General features: G+C 42.3%; 18 protein-coding genes and 1 tRNA gene. 3 read left to right on the top strand and 16 right to left on the bottom strand.

Going from position 1 to position 19,462, the window contains the following annotated elements; translation table 11 throughout:
• Positions 1–8 precede the first annotated feature (8 nt).
• Both QWZ07_RS16205 and QWZ07_RS16210 read right to left on the bottom strand, forming a co-directional pair.
• The gene (locus tag QWZ07_RS16205; RefSeq protein WP_065111075.1) at positions 9–473 is read right to left on the bottom strand and encodes a TRAP transporter small permease; all 465 of its coding nucleotides are present in this window, start codon (positions 471–473) and stop codon (positions 9–11) included.
• 108 nt (positions 474–581) lie between these two features.
• Positions 582–1,595 carry a C4-dicarboxylate TRAP transporter substrate-binding protein gene (locus QWZ07_RS16210; RefSeq protein WP_192852905.1) on the bottom strand — a complete coding sequence of 338 codons (1,014 nt, stop codon included), beginning with the start codon at positions 1,593–1,595 and terminating at the stop codon, positions 582–584.
• Between the two features lie 272 nt (positions 1,596–1,867).
• Here QWZ07_RS16210 and QWZ07_RS16215 point away from each other — a divergent pair, with 272 nt between their 5' ends.
• Complete coding sequence (locus tag QWZ07_RS16215) at positions 1,868–2,572, top strand: glycerophosphodiester phosphodiesterase family protein (protein WP_192852904.1); 705 nt, start codon at positions 1,868–1,870, stop codon at positions 2,570–2,572.
• A gap of 9 nt (positions 2,573–2,581) precedes the next feature.
• Positions 2,582–3,334, top strand: a complete 753-nt coding sequence (locus QWZ07_RS16220) for a DeoR/GlpR family DNA-binding transcription regulator (RefSeq protein ID WP_192852903.1) — start codon at positions 2,582–2,584, stop codon at positions 3,332–3,334.
• Between the two features lie 50 nt (positions 3,335–3,384).
• On the opposite strand, the gene QWZ07_RS16225 is transcribed toward QWZ07_RS16220, so the two are convergent.
• From QWZ07_RS16225 to QWZ07_RS16275, 11 genes are all read right to left on the bottom strand, one after another.
• Positions 3,385–4,362 carry a DHH family phosphoesterase gene (locus QWZ07_RS16225; protein WP_192852902.1) on the bottom strand — a complete coding sequence of 326 codons (978 nt, stop codon included), beginning with the start codon at positions 4,360–4,362 and terminating at the stop codon, positions 3,385–3,387.
• 59 nt (positions 4,363–4,421) lie between these two features.
• On the bottom strand, positions 4,422–5,228 hold the full coding sequence (locus QWZ07_RS16230) for an ETEC_3214 domain-containing protein (protein ID WP_192852901.1): 807 nt from the start codon (positions 5,226–5,228) through the stop codon (positions 4,422–4,424).
• Between the two features lie 2 nt (positions 5,229–5,230).
• Entirely contained in the window at positions 5,231–5,401 is a 171-nt protein-coding gene (locus QWZ07_RS16235) for a hypothetical protein (protein WP_017062056.1), read from the bottom strand.
• A 26-nt stretch (positions 5,402–5,427) separates the two neighbouring features.
• Positions 5,428–6,888, bottom strand: a complete 1,461-nt coding sequence (locus QWZ07_RS16240; protein WP_192852900.1) for a transglycosylase SLT domain-containing protein — start codon at positions 6,886–6,888, stop codon at positions 5,428–5,430.
• 77 nt (positions 6,889–6,965) lie between these two features.
• Positions 6,966–7,577: an LPP20 family lipoprotein gene (locus tag QWZ07_RS16245; protein ID WP_192852899.1), complete on the bottom strand. Its 612-nt coding sequence runs from the start codon at positions 7,575–7,577 to the stop codon at positions 6,966–6,968.
• Entirely contained in the window at positions 7,574–8,578 is a 1,005-nt protein-coding gene (locus QWZ07_RS16250; protein ID WP_192852898.1) for a hypothetical protein, read from the bottom strand. Before QWZ07_RS16250 ends, QWZ07_RS16245 begins: the two co-directional genes overlap by 4 nt.
• Before the next feature lie 55 nt (positions 8,579–8,633).
• Positions 8,634–9,617 (bottom strand): LPP20 family lipoprotein, encoded by a 984-nt coding sequence (locus QWZ07_RS16255; protein WP_192852897.1) that lies wholly within the window; start codon positions 9,615–9,617, stop codon positions 8,634–8,636.
• A gap of 678 nt (positions 9,618–10,295) precedes the next feature.
• The gene (gltS, locus tag QWZ07_RS16260; protein WP_102486419.1) at positions 10,296–11,510 is read right to left on the bottom strand and encodes a sodium/glutamate symporter; all 1,215 of its coding nucleotides are present in this window, start codon (positions 11,508–11,510) and stop codon (positions 10,296–10,298) included.
• A 251-nt stretch (positions 11,511–11,761) separates the two neighbouring features.
• Positions 11,762–11,852: transfer RNA gene (locus tag QWZ07_RS16265), tRNA-Ser, on the bottom strand.
• A gap of 180 nt (positions 11,853–12,032) precedes the next feature.
• Positions 12,033–12,482 (bottom strand): L-alanine exporter AlaE, encoded by a 450-nt coding sequence (locus QWZ07_RS16270; protein WP_017105736.1) that lies wholly within the window; start codon positions 12,480–12,482, stop codon positions 12,033–12,035.
• 248 nt (positions 12,483–12,730) lie between these two features.
• Entirely contained in the window at positions 12,731–15,319 is a 2,589-nt protein-coding gene (locus QWZ07_RS16275) for a hybrid sensor histidine kinase/response regulator (protein WP_435434240.1), read from the bottom strand.
• Between the two features lie 138 nt (positions 15,320–15,457).
• Between QWZ07_RS16275 and QWZ07_RS16280 the strand changes: the two genes are divergently transcribed.
• Positions 15,458–16,027, top strand: coding sequence for a UPF0149 family protein (locus tag QWZ07_RS16280; RefSeq protein ID WP_017105738.1), 570 nt, complete (start codon positions 15,458–15,460; stop codon positions 16,025–16,027).
• A 131-nt stretch (positions 16,028–16,158) separates the two neighbouring features.
• Here QWZ07_RS16280 and QWZ07_RS16285 read toward each other — a convergent pair whose 3' ends face one another.
• The 3 genes from QWZ07_RS16285 to ybgF all read right to left on the bottom strand — a co-directional run bounded on the left by QWZ07_RS16285 (position 16,159) and on the right by ybgF (position 19,456).
• The gene (locus QWZ07_RS16285; RefSeq protein WP_192852895.1) at positions 16,159–17,190 is read right to left on the bottom strand and encodes a potassium channel family protein; all 1,032 of its coding nucleotides are present in this window, start codon (positions 17,188–17,190) and stop codon (positions 16,159–16,161) included.
• A 212-nt stretch (positions 17,191–17,402) separates the two neighbouring features.
• The gene (gene nadA / locus QWZ07_RS16290; RefSeq protein ID WP_017105740.1) at positions 17,403–18,464 is read right to left on the bottom strand and encodes a quinolinate synthase NadA; all 1,062 of its coding nucleotides are present in this window, start codon (positions 18,462–18,464) and stop codon (positions 17,403–17,405) included.
• A gap of 206 nt (positions 18,465–18,670) precedes the next feature.
• Positions 18,671–19,456 (bottom strand): tol-pal system protein YbgF, encoded by a 786-nt coding sequence (gene ybgF, locus QWZ07_RS16295; protein ID WP_029223556.1) that lies wholly within the window; start codon positions 19,454–19,456, stop codon positions 18,671–18,673.
• Positions 19,457–19,462: the final 6 nt, after the last annotated feature.

Below are 19,462 nucleotides of genomic sequence, written 5' to 3' on the forward strand. Positions count from 1 at the left end.
AATCGTACCTACTTAAAAGAGCGCTTTAGAGAAGCAACATCGCTGACGATGAATCGAACCGTGTGGATTGCCATCAATGAGAAGCAAAGTAACAACACACCATTGATAGCAAAATATGACATGCCCATCACTGGTGTTACCTTGTTAGATAACATCAAGTATTGATAACTCAGAACGGCCATCAAGATGTTCAGAACCAGTAGGAAAACAGAAACACATAATCTAAACGGAATTTTGGCTTTTTCAGGCAGCATGGCAACCACCACATCAACACCCATGTGAAGCTTATGCTTATAGCAGGAACTAATGCCTAAATAGACAGCCCATATAAAGCAAATAACCGAGAGTTCTTCACTCCAAGGGACAACAAATCCAAACCCATAACGTAAAACGACGTTAATGATGACAACCAAAACGGTAATCGAAATAGCAATAGAGGCGAGGATTTCTTCAATATTTTTCAATAAAAACAAAAGACTTCTCCAATGAAATACCCAACATCACGTCGGTTACTTCAGGAATAAAACGGCCTGAAGGAAATCAGGCCGTCTTCATTAACAAATTAATCTACATTCGCACAATTACTGTGCAGCTCGAATCGTTTCCAACTCTTTCATGATCGTTGCGTGTATACCTTCGCTCCATGTTGGGAACTGGTTGTACACGTCAGCTGTCAACTCATTAAACTCGTCAGAGTTCACTTCATTAAACGTAACGCCTAACTCTTCAAGTTTTTGAGTGTATTCAACATCAAGCTTAACCAGCTCTGCAGTGTTAGATTCAGCGCCCGCTTCTAGCTCTTCATTGATGATTTGCTGTTGCTCTGGCGTAAACTTGTCCCAAAGAGTCGGTGAAATGTAGATACCAACCGTGCCTAGGAAGTGTTTAGTCAAAGACATATTCTTCGCTACTTCATAGATTTTGGTTGAGTACATAGTCAGGATTGAACCTTCAAGGCCGTCAACAACACCTTGTTGAACGCCTGCATAGGTTTCTGGGAATGGCAGAGAAGCTGGAGCCGCGCCCATTGCTGAAAGCGTGCTGATAAACAACTGACTTTGTGGAACACGGATACGCATCCCTTTCATGTCTTCAGAGTTCACAATCTCTTTATTAGTGATCATGTGACGGAACCCAAACATGTAGTCTGCATTCAGTACTTTAATGCCTTTCTCTTCAGCTTTAGCCTTCAAGCCCGCGACAAATTCCGTATCCATCATCGCTAAATATTCATCATACGTGTTGTACAACATTGGGCCTGCCAGTGCAGCGAAGTCTGGTACGTAATCGCCTAGGTAGGTTAAATCCTCAACAGCAATCCAGTTTGCGCCGTTAACCACTTGTTCCAAGTTATCTTTGTAAACAGGTAACTGACCACCTGGGAAAACTTTAATGTTTACCGAACCATCGGTTCTTTCGCGTATTTTGTCGGTTGCTTTGATGAGCTCTTGGGTTAATAACTCGTTTTGAGTGAACACAAGGCTCATATTGATATTAATTGGCTCATCTTTAGCGTCCGCTCCGGCCTTGTCAGCTTCACCACAACCAACAAGTAACGTTGCCGCCATAATTACTGTACCTAATAGCTTTTTCATTTTTAATCACCTTATCGTGGCTATCTTTTCTAAATATAGAGGGTGTTATTAAGTTTTCGTAGAGTATGTAAGTGAATTATTACATTCATATGAACATTTATCTTGGCCACTTGAACACATTGAGGATAAGGTCTCACTATTGTATAAACTCTAACCGACTTCTTTTAACCAGTTCTCAGTTAAAATCGGTTGATATAGTCAATCGATAATAAATCTGTAATAAAACAAAGCTAATGTCTCCTAAATTTTCAAATGAACATCGAGAATGCATTATGATTACAGGCCACCGCGGTGCCGCTTCTTTAGCACCAGAAAATACGCTAGTCAGTATTGAGCAAGCAGCGAAAGCAGGCGCAAGTTGGGTTGAAATTGATACCCAGCTCAGTGCCGACGGTATCCCTATGGTTTTTCATGATAGAACGGTGAACCGCTGTACTGATGGGACTGGGAATATTGCAGATTTAGATCTCACCACACTCAAGGCTTTAGACGCTGGCAGTTGGTTTGGTAGTGAGTTTATAGGAACCTCGATTCCGACGTTAAGTGAAGCGCTAGACAAGTGCCTAGAACTCGATCTAACTCTGAACCTTGAGCTCAAGATATATAACGATAAGGCGATAAAACCTTTAGTTGACCAAGTTATTGCACTGATAAAGCAAAAGGATTTCCCTAGTGAAAAACTGCTCATCTCAAGCTTCAAAAAGGATGCACTAAGTCAGTGCCAAGAGTTAATGCCCGAAGTTAGACGAGGATTCATCTGCGAAGTATGGAATGATTTCAGCCTAGAGTCACTTAAATCACTCGACCTTTACAGCATTCATATTGACCACCGAATTCTTGATGAGAAAACGGCGAAAGCGATCAAAGATTCAGGTGCGGTTCTTAAAATATGGACGCTAAACGACCCCAAATTGGCAAGCAAATATCTCAATCTAGGTGTTGATAACATCATTACCGACGTACCAAATAAATTTTAGTGAGCTTCTATGGAACTGAACCACCGCCAAAAACAAATACTCGCGACGCTTAAAGCAAATCAAGATGTACAGATCGATCATTTAGCCGAACTATTTTCGGTCACTACTCAAACCATTCGTCGTGACGTAAACGACTTATGCGAGCAGGGTTTAGCGCGAAGAGTGCACGGAGGCGTAAGCTTACCGACAACGCTGACTAACACCAGTTATCGATTCCGTGCTGGCGTTGAATCAGAAATGAAAGACAGTATCGCCATGGCTGTTGCAGACGCAATACCTGAAGGTTCAACAGTCATGATGGGGATTGGTACGACCGTCACTCGCATAGCTCAATATTTGTTGGCAAAGCCCGCGTTACGAGTGATCACCAACAACCTGCAAGTCGCTCGAATCCTCGAAGCAAACGAGCAGATTGAAGTGTACTTAGCGGGCGGTTTATTTCGAAGAGAGCATCAAGACATGGTGGGAAGTAGCGTAGTTCACTTCTTCTCAGATTTTGAAGCCGACATTGGCATTTGTGGTTGTGGCTCTGTAACAGACAGTCATTTCGCCATGGAACATGAGCAAGTTGAAGCCGACCTTTCAAAATCTATTATCAAGAACAGCCGTGAAAGTTGGCTTGTCGCGGATGCCAGTAAATGGGGACGCTTTGCGGCACTAAAAGTAGCGTCATTGGAGCAATTTGATCGTATATACACCAATAACAGCCAATTACCTTCGGAGCTAAACATACACTTAGTAGAAGACGCTATTCATACTTAGATAAAAAGGGCTAGCTATTTCAAAATACCTAGCACTCTAAACAAATAAGTTTAGGCATCAAGCACTAGGCTCGGTCGAATCAAATCATAGATGTAATCTAGTTCATCACTTTTCTGAAACTGGCTGTTGATGATGCCACCAGCCATGTGAGAATGCCCACCTCCAAAACCGATCCCTCTATCGTTCAGTGCCCTTTTAACTATATTTGCGACATTGTTATTGGAACACTCTGAACGAAGAGAGATAAAGGTTTTCTCATGACTCTTCGCAGTGAGCACAATGATATCAAGCTCATCAACACTTAATAGAAAATCACCTAATACACCGAGCATATTTTTAGGACAACCTTCAGGAAGCACCGCAAACGCTGCATTTTTTTCACGGCGTAAGTTAGTAAGCATTGAATTGAAAAGTTGTAATTCGTGGAACTCGACCTGATTCCGAAAAATCTTGTTGACCATGGTATTGTCTGCCCTCTCTTGAAGGTACAGCAATGCTTTCAGATCAGCCGATCCTACAGCCCGAGTAAAGTTAGCGGTATCAAAGCTCAAACCGACCAATAGTGCTGTTGCAACTTTTTGTGGCATCGGCAAAGAAAAATAGCGGTAATACTCGACCATCATGGTTGCTGTTGCGCCATAATTTGCTCGCACATCTGAGTACCATACAAAATCAGGTACTTTGACTTGGTGGTGATCAATTACTGCGACTTCTAAGCCTGGAACGTCGGTAACGTTCTTTTCACCAATACAGCCATCAACAACAATAATCTTGTCGTCAGGTTGTAGCTTCAAGTCTTTTGGTTCATAGATCGGAATCTCCAACCAATCTATGAGATTCCTAAGTGACACCCTATCGATGTAACCATGAAAGGTAATAAATGGATGAAAGCCTTTCTTTTTTAACAGGTAAGCCAGAGCGTACGCCGAAGACAATGCATCATGGTCTGGGAAGTCATGAGCTTGGACAATGATTCGTTTATTGCCTTTGAGTCTTTCTAGAAAGGTATCGAATTTTGAATTTGCCATAATCCAACTGCTAATAAAAGCTCTAGCTTTGTAAGAAACTAGAGCTGGTGTGTTAATGCTTAACTCTTATGAATCAAACGATACTCTGTGTTCGATAAAATAGCTTCTTCAAGGGCGTCGACACCTAATGTACTGTAACCATAGAAATTGGGTTTGGCGCTCAATCTCAAAGACTGGACGCTCGAAACGACATCTTCGTCCATCGTTAACGAGTCAACTACAGCGGCCAGCAAATTCCTATTACCTTTTGTCATTGGTGTAATAAATTCACTAACACCACTGATTGAAGAATAGAGATACCCGAATTCCCCGCCGTTGTTTTCTTCAATGTAATAATTACCGGTTCTAGCGAACGACGCTCGGATTTCATTGACACTTTCAATGGCATTAAAAGGCTGATTAAAAAACGCTGAACCACCTGTATGTTCTTGTGTTTCAGGTACAAAACCTTCATCAGGGAAGACAAGGTAAGCGACAATAGCGTTATCTCTAGTAATCGCAGACAGTATGAAATTATCATCTTGATAATACTTGATCACATCATCACTGCTTGAACGTTTTATATATACTGGTGCGCCAAACGTTTGATCCAAAGCTTCAGCGGATGACCGAATATATATTCTCTCTAGCTTTCTATGAGATGGAATATCCGTCATTTGAGAAAGGCCAAAGTCGAACATCTTTTCCAATGCATCAAAGCTGTCATTAAAGCCACCCAAAGCAATAGAAATAACCGATACCAAACCTATAGTACGAGCTAGGCCGCCTTTCTTTTGCTCTTCTAGCAGTGACTCTTGTGCGTCTTGGAGTTCTTGTAATTCCTCTTGAATATCTTTAGAAATATCAGCTCTCTGTTCTTCAGACATTTTTAACCTTTGATCTCATCAATTGTATCCATCAATGCATCTTTGCCGTCTTCAGCACGTTCCTGCACTCGCTCAAAAGCATCGGTGTCCATGATATCTTCAATTTCGTCGCTGTAATTAAGGCCTAGGTAAATACCAATAGCGATGAAAAATAAAGCAAAAATCTTAAACATATTTAATCTCACCTCTTCAAAAAGTTTTACTTATATAATGCGATACGACTGTTCACTTTCTTCAAATAGTTTTTGGTTTCATCGTATGGCAACTTCGCAACTAGGTGGTTGTACACCTCTTCTGGAGTCATTTTGTTGATCACTTTGGATGCTTTGCCGATACTCGTTGAGCGATCTTTGTTGAACGCTCGGGCAACATTACCAGCGCCAGTGTTATAAGCCGCAATTACACAGTACAAACGACTTTCATCATTCTCAATCTTGCGCAGATATTTACTGTTTAGAATATCCAAATATGCGGTACCGGTTTCCACATTGATAACTGGCTGATACAAATCCGAAACCTTCATTGGTTCATCGATATTTCTAACTTGTTTGTTCACGTCATGCCCTGCACTCGTCGGCACCACTTGCATTAGGCCAAAGGCGGGAACATGTGATTTAGCATTCGGGCGAAAAGCGGATTCAGAATGCATGATGGCCATGATCAGCGCTGCATCAACTTCCCAGTTTTTACTCTCTTTTTCAGCCAATGCGCTGTACTTGCTAGCTCGCGCTTTTAAGCTATTTTCAGGAAGCTTAACTTTATAGCTGATCACCTTCTTCGGCTTAATTGGCACAGATGCTACTTCCGCAACCGGCGTTGACGCTTCGGCTTTGGGCTTCAACTTCGCTGTTTTGACCGTTACTTTTTCTGCTACTTCTTGGACAGATGTAGCCTCTACCTTTGTGACTTGTTGTGATTTTTCAGCAATGAACTCAGGACGCTCAATCTTGATGCCAAATTTAGCTCGCATATCATCAAAAAGCTTCGACTGCGCTGCAATACGATCTTGCGCTTTTGCCATCAACGCCATCTTTTTATTGTGAGCACGCTGGTAGATAAATGATTCTGGAATCCCAGTACCTGATTGAATTAACCGCTCCGCCTGAACATCAAGTTCATTCATTTGGCTTTGAGTTTGTCTAATAACGAAGTCTTTCTCTTGCTGCTCTTTTTCCCAAGAGAACAAAACCTCGTGGTCTTGAGCTTTCAAGTCTGATAGCTCTACCACTTGCCCTGCAACTTCTACCGGGATTCCCTTTACAAGATCATCAATCTCTTCTGCACTGCTGTCTTTATCAACTAAAACAGAAACAGTCGCCGTATTATTTTCATAATCCACAGCGGTTTTAACTTGATCATCTTGCGAGTATTCAACTTGTGTGGTTTGAGAAGAAACCTCCCCTTCACCCCACGTTTTAATAAGGTCGGTGCGGCGGTCATCAAGCTTATTGGTGTATTCGTCACGCCATTGCTCATACTCATCCAAATACGCATTTACATAAGCATGGAACTCTTTGAGTGTTTCTTCTTGGGATTGACTTGCATTGACCACTGCATTATTTAACTGCTGTTTTTGGTTATCTGACACCGCAAGCGTAGGGAAACTAATTGCTGCAGAGATTGCGACAGCTAACCCTGTTTTGGCGATCGTTTTATACATAACTAACTCCGAGATTGCATAGAAACAAAAGGCCACTCAATCGGCGGCCTTTTCACTTAACTAATCGTCATACACGATTATTTTTTCAACGCATCGAATGCCGCTGCAAGATCTGCTGCTGCTTTCTCGTTGTTGAATTGATCCCAAAGCGCAGAATCTTCACCGCCAACTTCATCGATAACCTTGTTCATGTTCGCATCATAAGCCGCTTGATCCATACCAACGAGTACGTACAAACCACCAGCAGGGCTAGCTTGGCTTACAATGACACGGCTGTTTGTAAGCGTTTTGTTCACTACGGACTTAGTGATATTTTCAAACGTCTCTTTAACGTCTTCTGTGACTAACGTTACACCTTCAGCAGAAGAGGTTGATGTTACGCCCTCTGTCGCGGCCTGGAATAAGTTACTTACGTCAGTTTCGAATTCAGCAGCAAGGTTTACACGCGCATCATTTACGGCGATCTTGCGCATGACACTCATACCAGCCGCACTTTTCTTTGCGTAACCTTTAGCAGCAGCGGCCAAATCAGTAGGAATCACGTCACAGATCCAGCCTGGCGCAGATACGGTTGGTGCGTCAGGAAAAGTACATGGCGCAAAATTTTGAGCCTGTTCAACCGTGCTGTTGTTGCTTTGACAACCAGCAAGAGCGGTCACTAGTGATACTGCAATAATTAGTTTTTTCATATGTTAAATGCATTCTTTGCGTGGCACGCTAAATCAGCAATTGGACATTTGATCATTGACGCATCAACCTTGCCCATAGTGCCCTTCTTAACCTTCAGTGACGTTTCTTCGTCAATTACAACCCAAGAGTACTTGTCGGTTACGGCATTGATCTCATTATCTACAACATAACCCTCACCGATTGGGTGAATTTCAGTTTCGCCTTCAGGCGACTTGAATGCATTTGCGAATAGGATATCAGCGCCAGGTTGAACCTTCTGGTTTTTGCCAATAGCTAAGCGAACTTGAGTACCTACTTCACAGTGGCGCATCTCTAGAACTGGGCCACTTGCTGCTAACATTTTTTGGATTTCAGTAGAGTAAGTTACGGCCTCTGCAGCCGCTTTAGCTGCCATCGACGTATAGGTTGAGTTACTTATTGGGCAACTTGAATTACTTGTTTCCGTTGAAGAATATTCGTCGCCTTCAAGCTTAATGCGTTTAACAACATCCATACTTGGTAGCGCAACTACTTTTGCTACAGCTTGGACATCGAAATCATAACTACAAGACGCCGGAACAACTTTAGTTTCACCCTCATCATTTTCATACGTACGACGCTCACTGAATGACTTATTTAAGTCTGCTTGAGTAATTTCTGTAATGATTGCGTAGTCTGCGATAGGCACACCTTTGCTGCTTAAACGACCACTCTGTTCAGCTAATTTGATTTCGCCTTTTACTTTATTGGCAATTTTACGATCGACAAGGTCTGCGCCGGTTTCATCGATTTGTGTTTCCAAAGAGTTACGCATTGCCGACTGCATGTTTTTGGCTGCAGAGTTTTTAAACTCAAGCTCTACTGGAAGGACAACTACTTTCGTATTGTCTGAAGACGGTAGCTGAACCTCTGCGGTTTCAATATCTACACGAGTGTCAGGAGTACAAACCAAAACCTCATGACCAGCACAGCCAGCCAAACTCGTTATTACAGCAGTAGCCATCAACGTTTTTCTTAACATTATTTCTCCGAATATCATCAGTTAGTTATATTTCCAGGTGGGGGAACCGAACTTATTATTTGATTAAGCCTAATGCCGTCCAAATCCCTTTTTCTTTTACTTGCTCATTTAAATGGCGAGCAGCGCCTTCATCCGCGTACTTAAAGCTTGTTACTGAATTACCCGTCGATATAATTTCACTACGAGAGATTGTTTTGGCTTTCATGTTGATCACTTTAACGTCTGAAATCAGTGTCGAAATAAAAGCATCTCCCACTTTATTTCGTCGGCGCTCTGAATCAACGTGCAGTACGTGAGTTTGGTTTCTTCTCTTGGAAGTTGAGGTAGCAATATTAAATTCCGATAATTGCTTACCTAATAACTGAGTCGCTTTCTGTGAATTTCTGTCATAAGAAAGACGGATATTAATCTGGCTACTTATATTTTTATGTGTCGCTATAAGTTTATCGATAGAACGAGTATCGACTTGATATCCTGGATCTAAAGGCGCAAGCATTGCTGTTCTTACCGAAACCTTATGCTGCAACTGGGAGGCACTTCGGTTGTCTAGCCACCATAACAATTTATCTTGATGCTGAAGCGCGACAAGCTTCGCTTCAGAATTACTATTCATCTCGTTTATTTCACGAATCAATTGCTGCGTTACTAAGGCTTTTTTAACCCGAACCTCTACAAAAGCACCAAGTTCACTCTCTTCCATTTGTAGATATTCAATACCATTGAGGGTGAGTGATTCGGTTTTTGTATTTACTTTGTTATCTACTAGGCTATTTGAAAAACCAGCACCATTCGTTTCACGTGCGGTTTCTCGCATGTAAAAAGAAGATTCAACTTGAGTCCAAAGCTTTTCATTGATGTTATTGACCGCAATTTTTTTTGCGTGAGATAAGGTCCTTGCCTGTGCCACTGCATAAATATACTCATTTGTATCTACTTGAGGTTTTGAATACCAAGTTGGTTTAGTGGATTGGCAACCAGTAGTAAATAAAAGTCCAACAACTACGGAGAACACTAGAAGCTTTTTTATATTTGAAAACATATGGCACTAACGTCTAATAAATTTTCCGGCATGTTATAGCGACATTTAATAACATTCAAATCGCCCCATTGAGAGAGTGGTTTATTTTCAACCACAAAATGTACATTATTTAAATAATCATAAGTAAATAATTCCTATTCAAGAAGAGCAACTAACACTTAAAACACTATAAGCAACTGATATTAATCACTTTACATTTAATGCAAGAAAACATAAAAACCGTAAAATTTAATTTTATTTATTATCGTTAAAATGGGTAGATAACAAAAAAACAAACCAAAAACGTTCAATAAATAGACTGATTTTGTTTTTATTTAAGAAAGAAATTAACAGATAGATTTAATAGGTGTGAAAAAAATTATTATTAGAATATTGAAACTTAGATTTTTACGATTATTTATGCGATTAAAAATCGAACAACACTAATATCAAAACAAACGATTTTGGAAGAATAAGTTAACACTTACCTCAATTATAAAAACACCCATCCTACGGAAATATAAACCATAACCAAGTAATATTGATGAAATATTATAAAATCAAGAAGGGACGGATGAGAGAGTTACAGGTATGGTCGTATTTGAAGAGGAATTATAACAAGACAATAAGTAGCTCACTCAATCGAGTAAGCTACTGAGAATTGTCTGTAGTCAATGACAAGAAAGGCTCAGGAAGTCACTACATCCCGACAAAAAAGCTAATCACCAACGCATTAATCAAATCGACAAAGAAACCACACACTAAAGGCACCACAATGAATGCTTGTGGGCTTGCGCCATAGCGGTGAGTCACAGCAGTCATGTTCACAATCGCTGTGGCAGTCGAGCCGAGAGTGATACCTCCGAAGCCAGAACATATCACCACTGAGTCGTAGTTTCTTCCCATCAAGTAATAGACTACGAATATGGTAAATAACAGGGAAAGCAAAATCTGGATACTCATGATCACCGAGATATAGCCAAACAACCCATCAAGATCCCAGATGCGGAGCCCCATCAATGCCATAGTTAAGAACATACCTAAGCAGATGTCAGAGATCATCGCTAAGCCTTTGCGACCTTGAGCTATTTTCTCTTGCGTACGACGCTTCTTAAACAGCGCTCGACCAATGTTCCCGATCAGGATACCGGCGATTAAGCAGCTTACGAATAGCGGAAGTTTTAAGCCCATCGAATCAATGACTTCGCTTAGACTGTAACCAAGCATCAGAGTGAGGTTTAGGATTAACCAAGCCCACAGAACGCCGTAGTGGCTTAGCTCTGTTTTTGTTTCACTCTCTTGATACGCACCGACCGTCACGTCTTCTTCATTCGATGGGCTAATTTTGTGTTTATTAAGTAGGTAGTTGGCAATTGGACCACCAATCACACACGCCGCAATCAAGCCAACCGTGTTTGACGCCACACCGAGCTCTAGCGCGTTCGAAATACCAAACTCTTCAACGAACATTGGAGCCCACGCCAACGTTGTACCTACGCCACCGATTAAGCTGACAGAGCCCGACAATAAGCCCGCTTTAGGATCCATTCCGAAGCCTGAAGCTACCGCCATGCCGACCACGTTTTGCAACACGATAAAAACAGCGGCAAGAAACAGCAGAATGAACAACGGTCGCCCACCCTTTATCAGCGTTTTAATATCCGCTTGGAGTCCGATGCCAGCAAAAAAGTAGAGAAGCAAAAAATCTCTGACATCTAGGCTAAAGGTGATTTGAATTTCAAATAGATAGTAAAGCGCAGCTACGGTCGCTGCACAAACAAAGCCGCCAATAACAGGCTCTGGTAATGAATACTTCCTTAATAATTCCGAACGCTCGATCAAACCTTTACCAATAAACAGTAATGAGATCGCGATAGTAAAGGAGAGCAATGGAGAAACTAGGGTTTCTGTCATGGGGCTATGGATTCCTAATAGTTAGATTATTAATATTGCGTACTATTAATAATCTAGATTCATGCCAAAAAATCAAGCGTTTATCGACGATAAAAACACCTAAGATCGTTCAATCTGCGACGGCATTAATAGAGGAAATGACTATCAAGAAAGGATTAAAGGAACTGATACTAAGAATGGATGCGGATGACGTGGAATCTAGAGGCTCTAAAACGAGAAAACCCCAGCATTTCTGCTAGGGTTTTGAATAGTGGTGGAAGGATGGGGATTTGAACCCCTGATACGCTATAAACGTATACTCGCTTTCCAGGCGAGCGCCTTAAGCCACTCAGCCATCCTTCCACAAATTGTGTGTTGAGCTTGTCACTCAACGAGGCGCTACTTTATTGATTCTGCTTGCTTTGGTCAAGGGGCATTCTCAAAAAAAGTGTCTTTTTCGGCTTGTTCGATTACAAATTAACTCATTAGATCAAAAACAAACCAAATTTTATTCTATCGCTACACTTACGCTTGTTGCTTTTCTTAAGCTTGTTGATAGTAGCCAGGAACTCTAAACCATTTACGGCACATATCTAAGAAGTAACCGTACAACACGCCCATACCACATGAGATTACAGCGTTACTAGTTACAGCCGTGACGATCTGGTCGCTTGAAGCACCAACCGCCAATAAAATACCGGCATACACAGGCGACTGGAACAACACGTAAGCTAAAAGGTCAGATATATTCTTCATCAACGAACTTTGTGAAAGCTTTGCACCATTACGCAAGAACCAATCACGAAAAACACCATAAGGCCAAGCGATAGCAATGTTTACCGGAATAGATAACGTTCGAGAAGCAAGAGATTGCTCAAACGTCATACCTGAAATAAACACTTCTACGATCATGCCAGAGATAAAACAGAAAACTACCATAGCAAATGTATCCGCCGCTGCGTTACGAATACAAAATGGACCACGAGACTTCATTGATACTAAACCTAAAATATATCACTGCCTATTGAGTGAATTAGCAACATATAAACAAGGTGTATCTACACCCTACCAGATAATGTCGCTATTAAATCACAAGATTAGTAGTCATACATTCCAAATTAAAAATCAAGTTGTAAATTAACAACCAAAAACCACTTAAAAAGCAGTTACTTCCACCAATAAATCTTATCAAGGTCAAATAGTAGACAATTCGTTATTAATTTTCTGTAACTAAACAACATCTAAGCCATAGGTATATTTACAGTAATGATATTGATGACATCTTGAGAAGGAGGCTCTCCCAGAGATACCTGTTCTAGTGCCTTATCAACTTGATAGGTAAGTTCAGCATTGTTCATTGGCTTGACATGAACACGCAGACTCTCTAACGCAAATCGAATCAACTCTAGATTATTGTCTTCAAGTGCTACGTAAAGCGTGACCAGGAGTTCTTCTGTATTGTCTTTGTTTCGTAAGTCAGGTTTAGGCAACGAGCAGCTTTGGCTTTTTTCCTCATGAAGATGTGTTTTGGGCACATTTCCGTTATGGCTGTCTAATCCATGTTTTTCTAGACGACCATGACCTTCTCTTTCATGAATGGTTTGATCATGGTTGTTGTCGTGATTAGCACTATCACTTTGTTTATTAGCGCTCTCTTCCTCGTGGAACTGGTAAAGCTTGTTTGAATAACGGAATAACGCGTCATCAAGCTCTCGTTCATCAATGGGTTTCGCAATAATGTAATCCACGCCGGCGCCGAGCATGCGTTCTCGAGTCTCTTTGAAGACATCAGCAGTACAACCTAAGATCAAGACTGATGAAACATCGCCAATCAGAGCGCGAATCGCGGTTGTTGATTCAACACCGTCCATTACAGGCATATGGTTATCCATCAACACCAAATCAAAATGCTCAGCAACGACAGCTTGTATGGCAAGCTCACCGTTTTCCACGCTTTTACACGTGAATCCTTTACTGTTCATGAATGTTTCGATGATGATTGTATTGGTCCGGTTATCCTCCACAATCAGCACTTTCAAGCCAGAGTAATCTAACTTCTTGTGAGGCAAGCTCTCTATCTCTCCAGGCTGACAGGGTTGAATCTTTAGTCGAACATCAAAACTCGTGCCTATCCCTTCTTCACTGGTGACGGTAATACTGCCATCCATAAGTTGGGCGATTTTCTTTACTATCGCCAAGCCAAGACCTGTACCGCCAAAACGTCTTGTTGTCGACGACTCTGCTTGTTCAAAAGGCTTGAAAATACGCTTTTGGGCTTCTTTGGAGATCCCAATGCCAGTATCACGAACACGAATACTGAGGTAGGTCTCACTTCCTTCTACGACTTCTTTGAGATACACCTCAACGAAGCCTCTAGAAGTGAACTTCACAGCGTTGTTCAGAAGATTAAACAAGATTTGGCGCAAGCGTGCTTTGTCCGAGAAGTACCAACGACCAGAAGGCACCTCAGAATACACTTTGAATTGAAGCCCTTTCTCGGAAGACAATGTGTAGTAGACACTGTTAATACTGCCGATGATCGAATCAAGCGGGAATCGAGTTTCATCCAAATCTAACCTGCCCTGCTCTATTTTAGAAAAGTCTAATATCTCATTGAGCAAAGTCATCATATGATCGCCCGAATCATACAAACTCTTAAGATGCTTCTCTTGGTCAGAATTTAGCGGCGTTTTTAGCAAGATCTGAGCGGTGCCCAACACCCCATTCATTGGCGTGCGGATTTCATGTGACAGGGTCGCGAGAAAAGCGGTTTTAGCATTGGTTGATGCTTGAGCTTTGACTTTTTCCGCTTCGAGGTAAATGGTCTTTTCGTTGAAGGTTTTAATCAAGTGGCCGATTTCATCATCACTTGAATAATCAACATCAATGATTTCACCCGCTTTCGAACCATCGACCTTAGCGGCGATGGTCGTTATCGGACTAATCAAATAGCGGTTCAATAAGTAATAGCCGGCCATTACACACAGTAGTAATAGCGGCACAATACCGCCCTCGATACTCATCACTTGGCGAAAAACTTCGTCTGCCACACGTGACTTTGAGTTAACCACATCCACTTGCCAACCAAATTCGCCAAATTGGCTGCTACTGATGTAGATCCCTTCAACGAGATTGAAGTTATGGGAAACCAACACTTGGTTGAGTTTATCTCTCAGCGTAATACCAAGGTTGTACTCTTCTGCATGGTTTTTAATGAAACCCAATAGTTCTTCGAGGGAAAGATCCACAGTCGCAACACCCGCGAAAGTTCCATCGTAATAATAAGGGGAAGAAGCAGTGATCATTCGAACGTGTGTGTACGGGTCGATATACACATCACTCCATGAGATGGTTCCCTGTAGCTTGTCTACGACAGACGTGTACCAATATTCTTCATGATAAGGGGCGTTTTTAGGGTTGTTATAAGAAAACAGTTGGTCAATTGTGCCGTCGTCGGCTTTGTTGAAAAAATAGCTGTTAAGCAGCTTTTTAGAATCCAACACATAAGGTTCAGGCCAAATACCAGCGCTGACGATCGTGTCATCACTCGCCGCCAACATCGACTTAAACAGCGGGATGACATCCTTACCATTGCGATGTGCCTGAGCGAAACCAACTAAACTATCAACAAAACCTTGAGAGCTACTGAGTGGCTCTGTAATCAATGCGGACAACAGCTCCGTACGCAAGTCGAGGTTTTGTTGTAATTTGGCACGCACAGGGGATTCTACGACGTAATACGTCACGCTGCCGACAATGGCAATAAACATCGCAAGGTATAACCCAAGCGCTACCATGCTTTTTTTCTTTAAAGACGACCGTATCTGCATAATTCTTTTATTGTTTTCTTTTCTGTTAAACCTAGTGTTTATCACCAACGACATCAAGCCTTTTTAGATTGAAGCTTGATTGGCACAAGTTCATTGGTACTATAAGCGCAAATATGTTCCCTTTTACGGTACCTCACTTTGACCTTACAAGATATTCTTGCGCTTCCAGAGTTGGAAGGAAAGCTAATCACAGAACACAAAACCATGGGATTTGTCACTGCAATGGCAGCGGCGCCTAATGTGTTAACACCGCATGAGTGGCTACCGTTCCTTTGGGGTGGTGAAGAAGTCGCTCCATTTACGGATGGTGAACAACTTGAAAGCTACATTGAAGTTATCATCTCTCTTTGGAACAAAACACGTCCTGAGCTAATCGAAGGCACGTGGGTTTGGCCTGAAGATTGCCAACTGGATGATGCAGAAGTGGTGAATACCGCAGCTCGCGATTTCTGTGAAGGCTTGCTTCAAGGCTGGCAGATCGCCCGAGATGATTGGGAAACACTGATGCCTGAAGACAGCGAAGACAACGCCCTTGTCGGTGGTGTGTTACTTTCACTTAGCATGCTTTACGATCCAGAAACGTCAATCGCGACACTGGCAGAGCAAGGTATTGAAGGCCTAGAGCAATTCGAAGAGATCTTCAACGCTGTTCCTGTAATGCTTTGTGGACTAACGCAGCGCGGCATCGCATTGGCAGAAGCGCAATAACCTCTGCCAAAGAAACAAGCTCTACAAAAGATACTAGCTCGGCAAAAGAATGAGCTCGACTCGCTCAACCGAACGATAACAAAAAGGCCTCACGATGAGGCCTTTTTTAGATCTGAAGGAATGGTGTTAGTTTAAAAGCCTTTCCAATCGAAGTGATCGATTCGCTCATCGGCAATATAAAACAACTTAGTCCCACTGCTGACAACTTGATCAAGTTCTGGGTTAAGTGCAATACCGCTGCCAGTATCAATCGCTATCAACGTTGCTTGATACTTCTCTTTAAACACAGTGAAAATAGGCGCAACGGTCACAGGCTCGGCGTTTTCAGGGAAATACGTTGAATACTGTGTCATGCCTCTTGTGGAGCTTAATAACTCTTGATGAAGCGCACTAGAACCGGGGTCGACTGCAGCTTTGGCCAGCATTTCCGCACCAACAGCAGGAATACATTCTGAATTTGGACAATGCTTGTGTAGCAAGTCGCTCAATGCTTCATCTTTAAAGTAAACCAAAAGGTGCGCCTTAGGGTTTCGGTTCGCACAGTAGAGCGCCGCAGATAAAGTAATGTCATCTTCAGGGTTATCAATCAGAATACAACTGGCTGACTCAATGCCCGTTTTCTCCATCTCTTTACCATCAGTGTAGCTATTCACTTTAACGAAGTTGATTTCACCAGGTAGCGGGTTCTCAATATCTGAACGAGTACATAATACGATTGGTCGCTTGCCCGTTTCTTCATGCTGCAACATGCGAATGAGATGAATGGTTCTTTGCTCATTCCATCCAAGCATCAAAATGTGGTTGTCCACTCTAACTCTCCTTTTTCCTAGCAAGCCTGCTCGCCAATATTCAACACCCTCTGTCGCCACTTTACCGAGTAGTGCGGCGAAAAGGCTCAACCCACCTGGAATCACAAATAGAATAACGATCCACTGCCCCGCTACCGTGGTCGGTGATAAATCACCATAACCAACTGTAGAAGCCGTCACCACCAAATAGTAAGCGAATACGGTAATCGAACTGGTTAAATCTGTTTCACCCGCCAAATACAGCATCGACCACGATAGAACTATGTAGCCAAGAAAAGTGAACAGTAAGTTTTTGCCATTCAAAACAAAGATGTTTGCTTTGATCCAGCGTTTGAGTTGTAACCAGATTATCATTCGAGCCTCAAATCCTTTTCTGTTACTTACATGCTAGAAAAAATACGCGATATCAACAAGATGTATCATCAGAAAAAGATACATAAGATCAACATTGATATCGATAGCCAATACTAAGATACAAAAAAACCAGCACTCGGCTGGTTTTTCTCTTGATGGTAAAAGCAAAACAGTGATTAAGCTGGACTGCTTATTTCATCACGGCAACGAAATTAAGCGTTGCCTTTAACCTGTAGGTTAAGCTGTTCGGCAAAATCTAGCATGCGGTTCAATGGGATAAGAGACTTCACACGTAGTTCGTCAGAAACGAAAATTTCGTGTTGCTTACCACCATGCTCAAGTGCGTTTTCAATCGCTTCAAGGCCGTTCATTGCCATCCAAGGACAGTGTGCGCAGCTACGACAAGTTGCACCAGCACCCGCTGTTGGTGCTTCAATCAGTTCTTTTTCAGGAACCAATTGTTGCATCTTGAAGAAGATACCTTTGTCAGTCGCAACAATCATCTGTGGATGAGGCAACTCTTTTGCCTTCTTAATAAGTTGGCTTGTTGAACCTACAGCATCTGCCAGCTCAACAACACTTGCTGGTGATTCTGGATGAACCAAAATAGCCGCTTCTGGGTAGACCGATTTCATTTTCTTCAAAGCATCAGCTGAGAATTCATCATGAACGATACACTCACCTTGCCAAAGCAACATGTCAGCGCCGGTTTGATTTGCGATGTAAGAACCTAGGTGACGATCTGGGCCCCAAATAATGGGTTTGCCTTCAGCGTCTAGGCTTTCAACGATTTCTAAAGCAATACTCGACGTAACCACCCAGTCTGCACGAGCTTTAACAGCTGCAGAGGTGTTCGCGTATACAACCACGGTGTGGTCAGGGTGAGCATCACAAAATTCTGTAAATTTGTCAGCAGGACAACCAAGATCAAGTGAACATTCAGCTTCAAGTGTTGGCATTAGAATGCGTTTTTCAGGCGTCAGAATCTTCGCAGACTCACCCATGAAACGAACACCAGCGATGATCAAAGTGCTTGCTGAATGACGGTTACCGAACTTAGCCATTTCTAAAGAATCGCCAACGAAACCACCAGTTTCTTCAGCCAGAGCCTGAATTTCAGGATCTGTATAGTAGTGTGCAATTAGAACTGCATCTTTTTCTTGAAGTAGTTTTTTGATGTTCGCGATGTGGGCCTGTTTCTGAGCGTCGCTCAATGGAACTGGCTTCGGCGGAAACGGGTAAACTGTATCGATTTTATCTAATATATGACTCATTGCTCTTGCTCTACGCACTTCTTCCGAGGATTAGAGTATTCTACACAGGACAGCGATGAGGATCAAAAAGGATTGGTTGCAAGCGGTGACTAGCTAAGACTTAAAACGCATAAACAAGGTGATGCGTTTGCGTCACAAAGCGGCTGAGTAAAAATTAAGGAAGTAAGCAGGTATAAAAAAGAGGTACCTGAGCACCTCTATTTTGTTTATAAGTGGGTTTTCGCCACTTTAGCCGAAGCACTGTTTGGGTACTCGGTAACGACTTGTTGGTAATATTTCTTAGCTTGCGTCGCGTTATTGTTGCGTGCAGCTATGTCACCAAGCTTAACCAGTGCATCAGCTCGCTTATTTGAATCTTTGTACGACACAACAGCGGCAAAGCTCTTCACAGCTTCTTTATCTTGCTTCTTAGCGAAATAAAGCTGACCTAACCAGTAATGTGAGTTAGGTGTGAAGGTAGAATCTGGGAAGTCTTTTTGAAACTTTTGGAATGCAGCGATAGCACCCGTGTAGTCTCGTTGCTTTAGAATCATATCTACAGCATTTTGATAAGCGGTTTGCTCATCGACATCAGTACTGAACGTACCAGAAGCGTCTTTAGAGCCTTCGCTCGCCGCCACTGCTACCGTTGCTGTTCCTGCTGCTTTCACCTCGCCTCTTACACGATCCAGTTCAATGAACAGTTCACGTTGGCGCTCTAGCATTTGCTTCATATCGTAACTGTTTCGTTCCAACTCACCACGAAGTTCACTGATCTCCAGTGCCATGTCGTCGATTTGCTGTTGCATTTGAAGCTGAACGAGGTTGCGATTTTGAAGCAGGCGCTCTAAACGCTCGATATCTGATTCGTTAGAGGCTGCTGATCGAGAGGAAGATGATGAATTGGTTGCGGTGCTATTGAGATCGGATACTGGAGCTGGTGCAGCGAACGCGATGTTCGCTGCACTTGCCAGTAACGAAAGCAAAATGACTCGCTTTGTGTTACTGAACATGAGGCA

The organism is Vibrio lentus (assembly GCF_030409755.1).
Classification (GTDB): domain Bacteria; phylum Pseudomonadota; class Gammaproteobacteria; order Enterobacterales; family Vibrionaceae; genus Vibrio; species Vibrio lentus.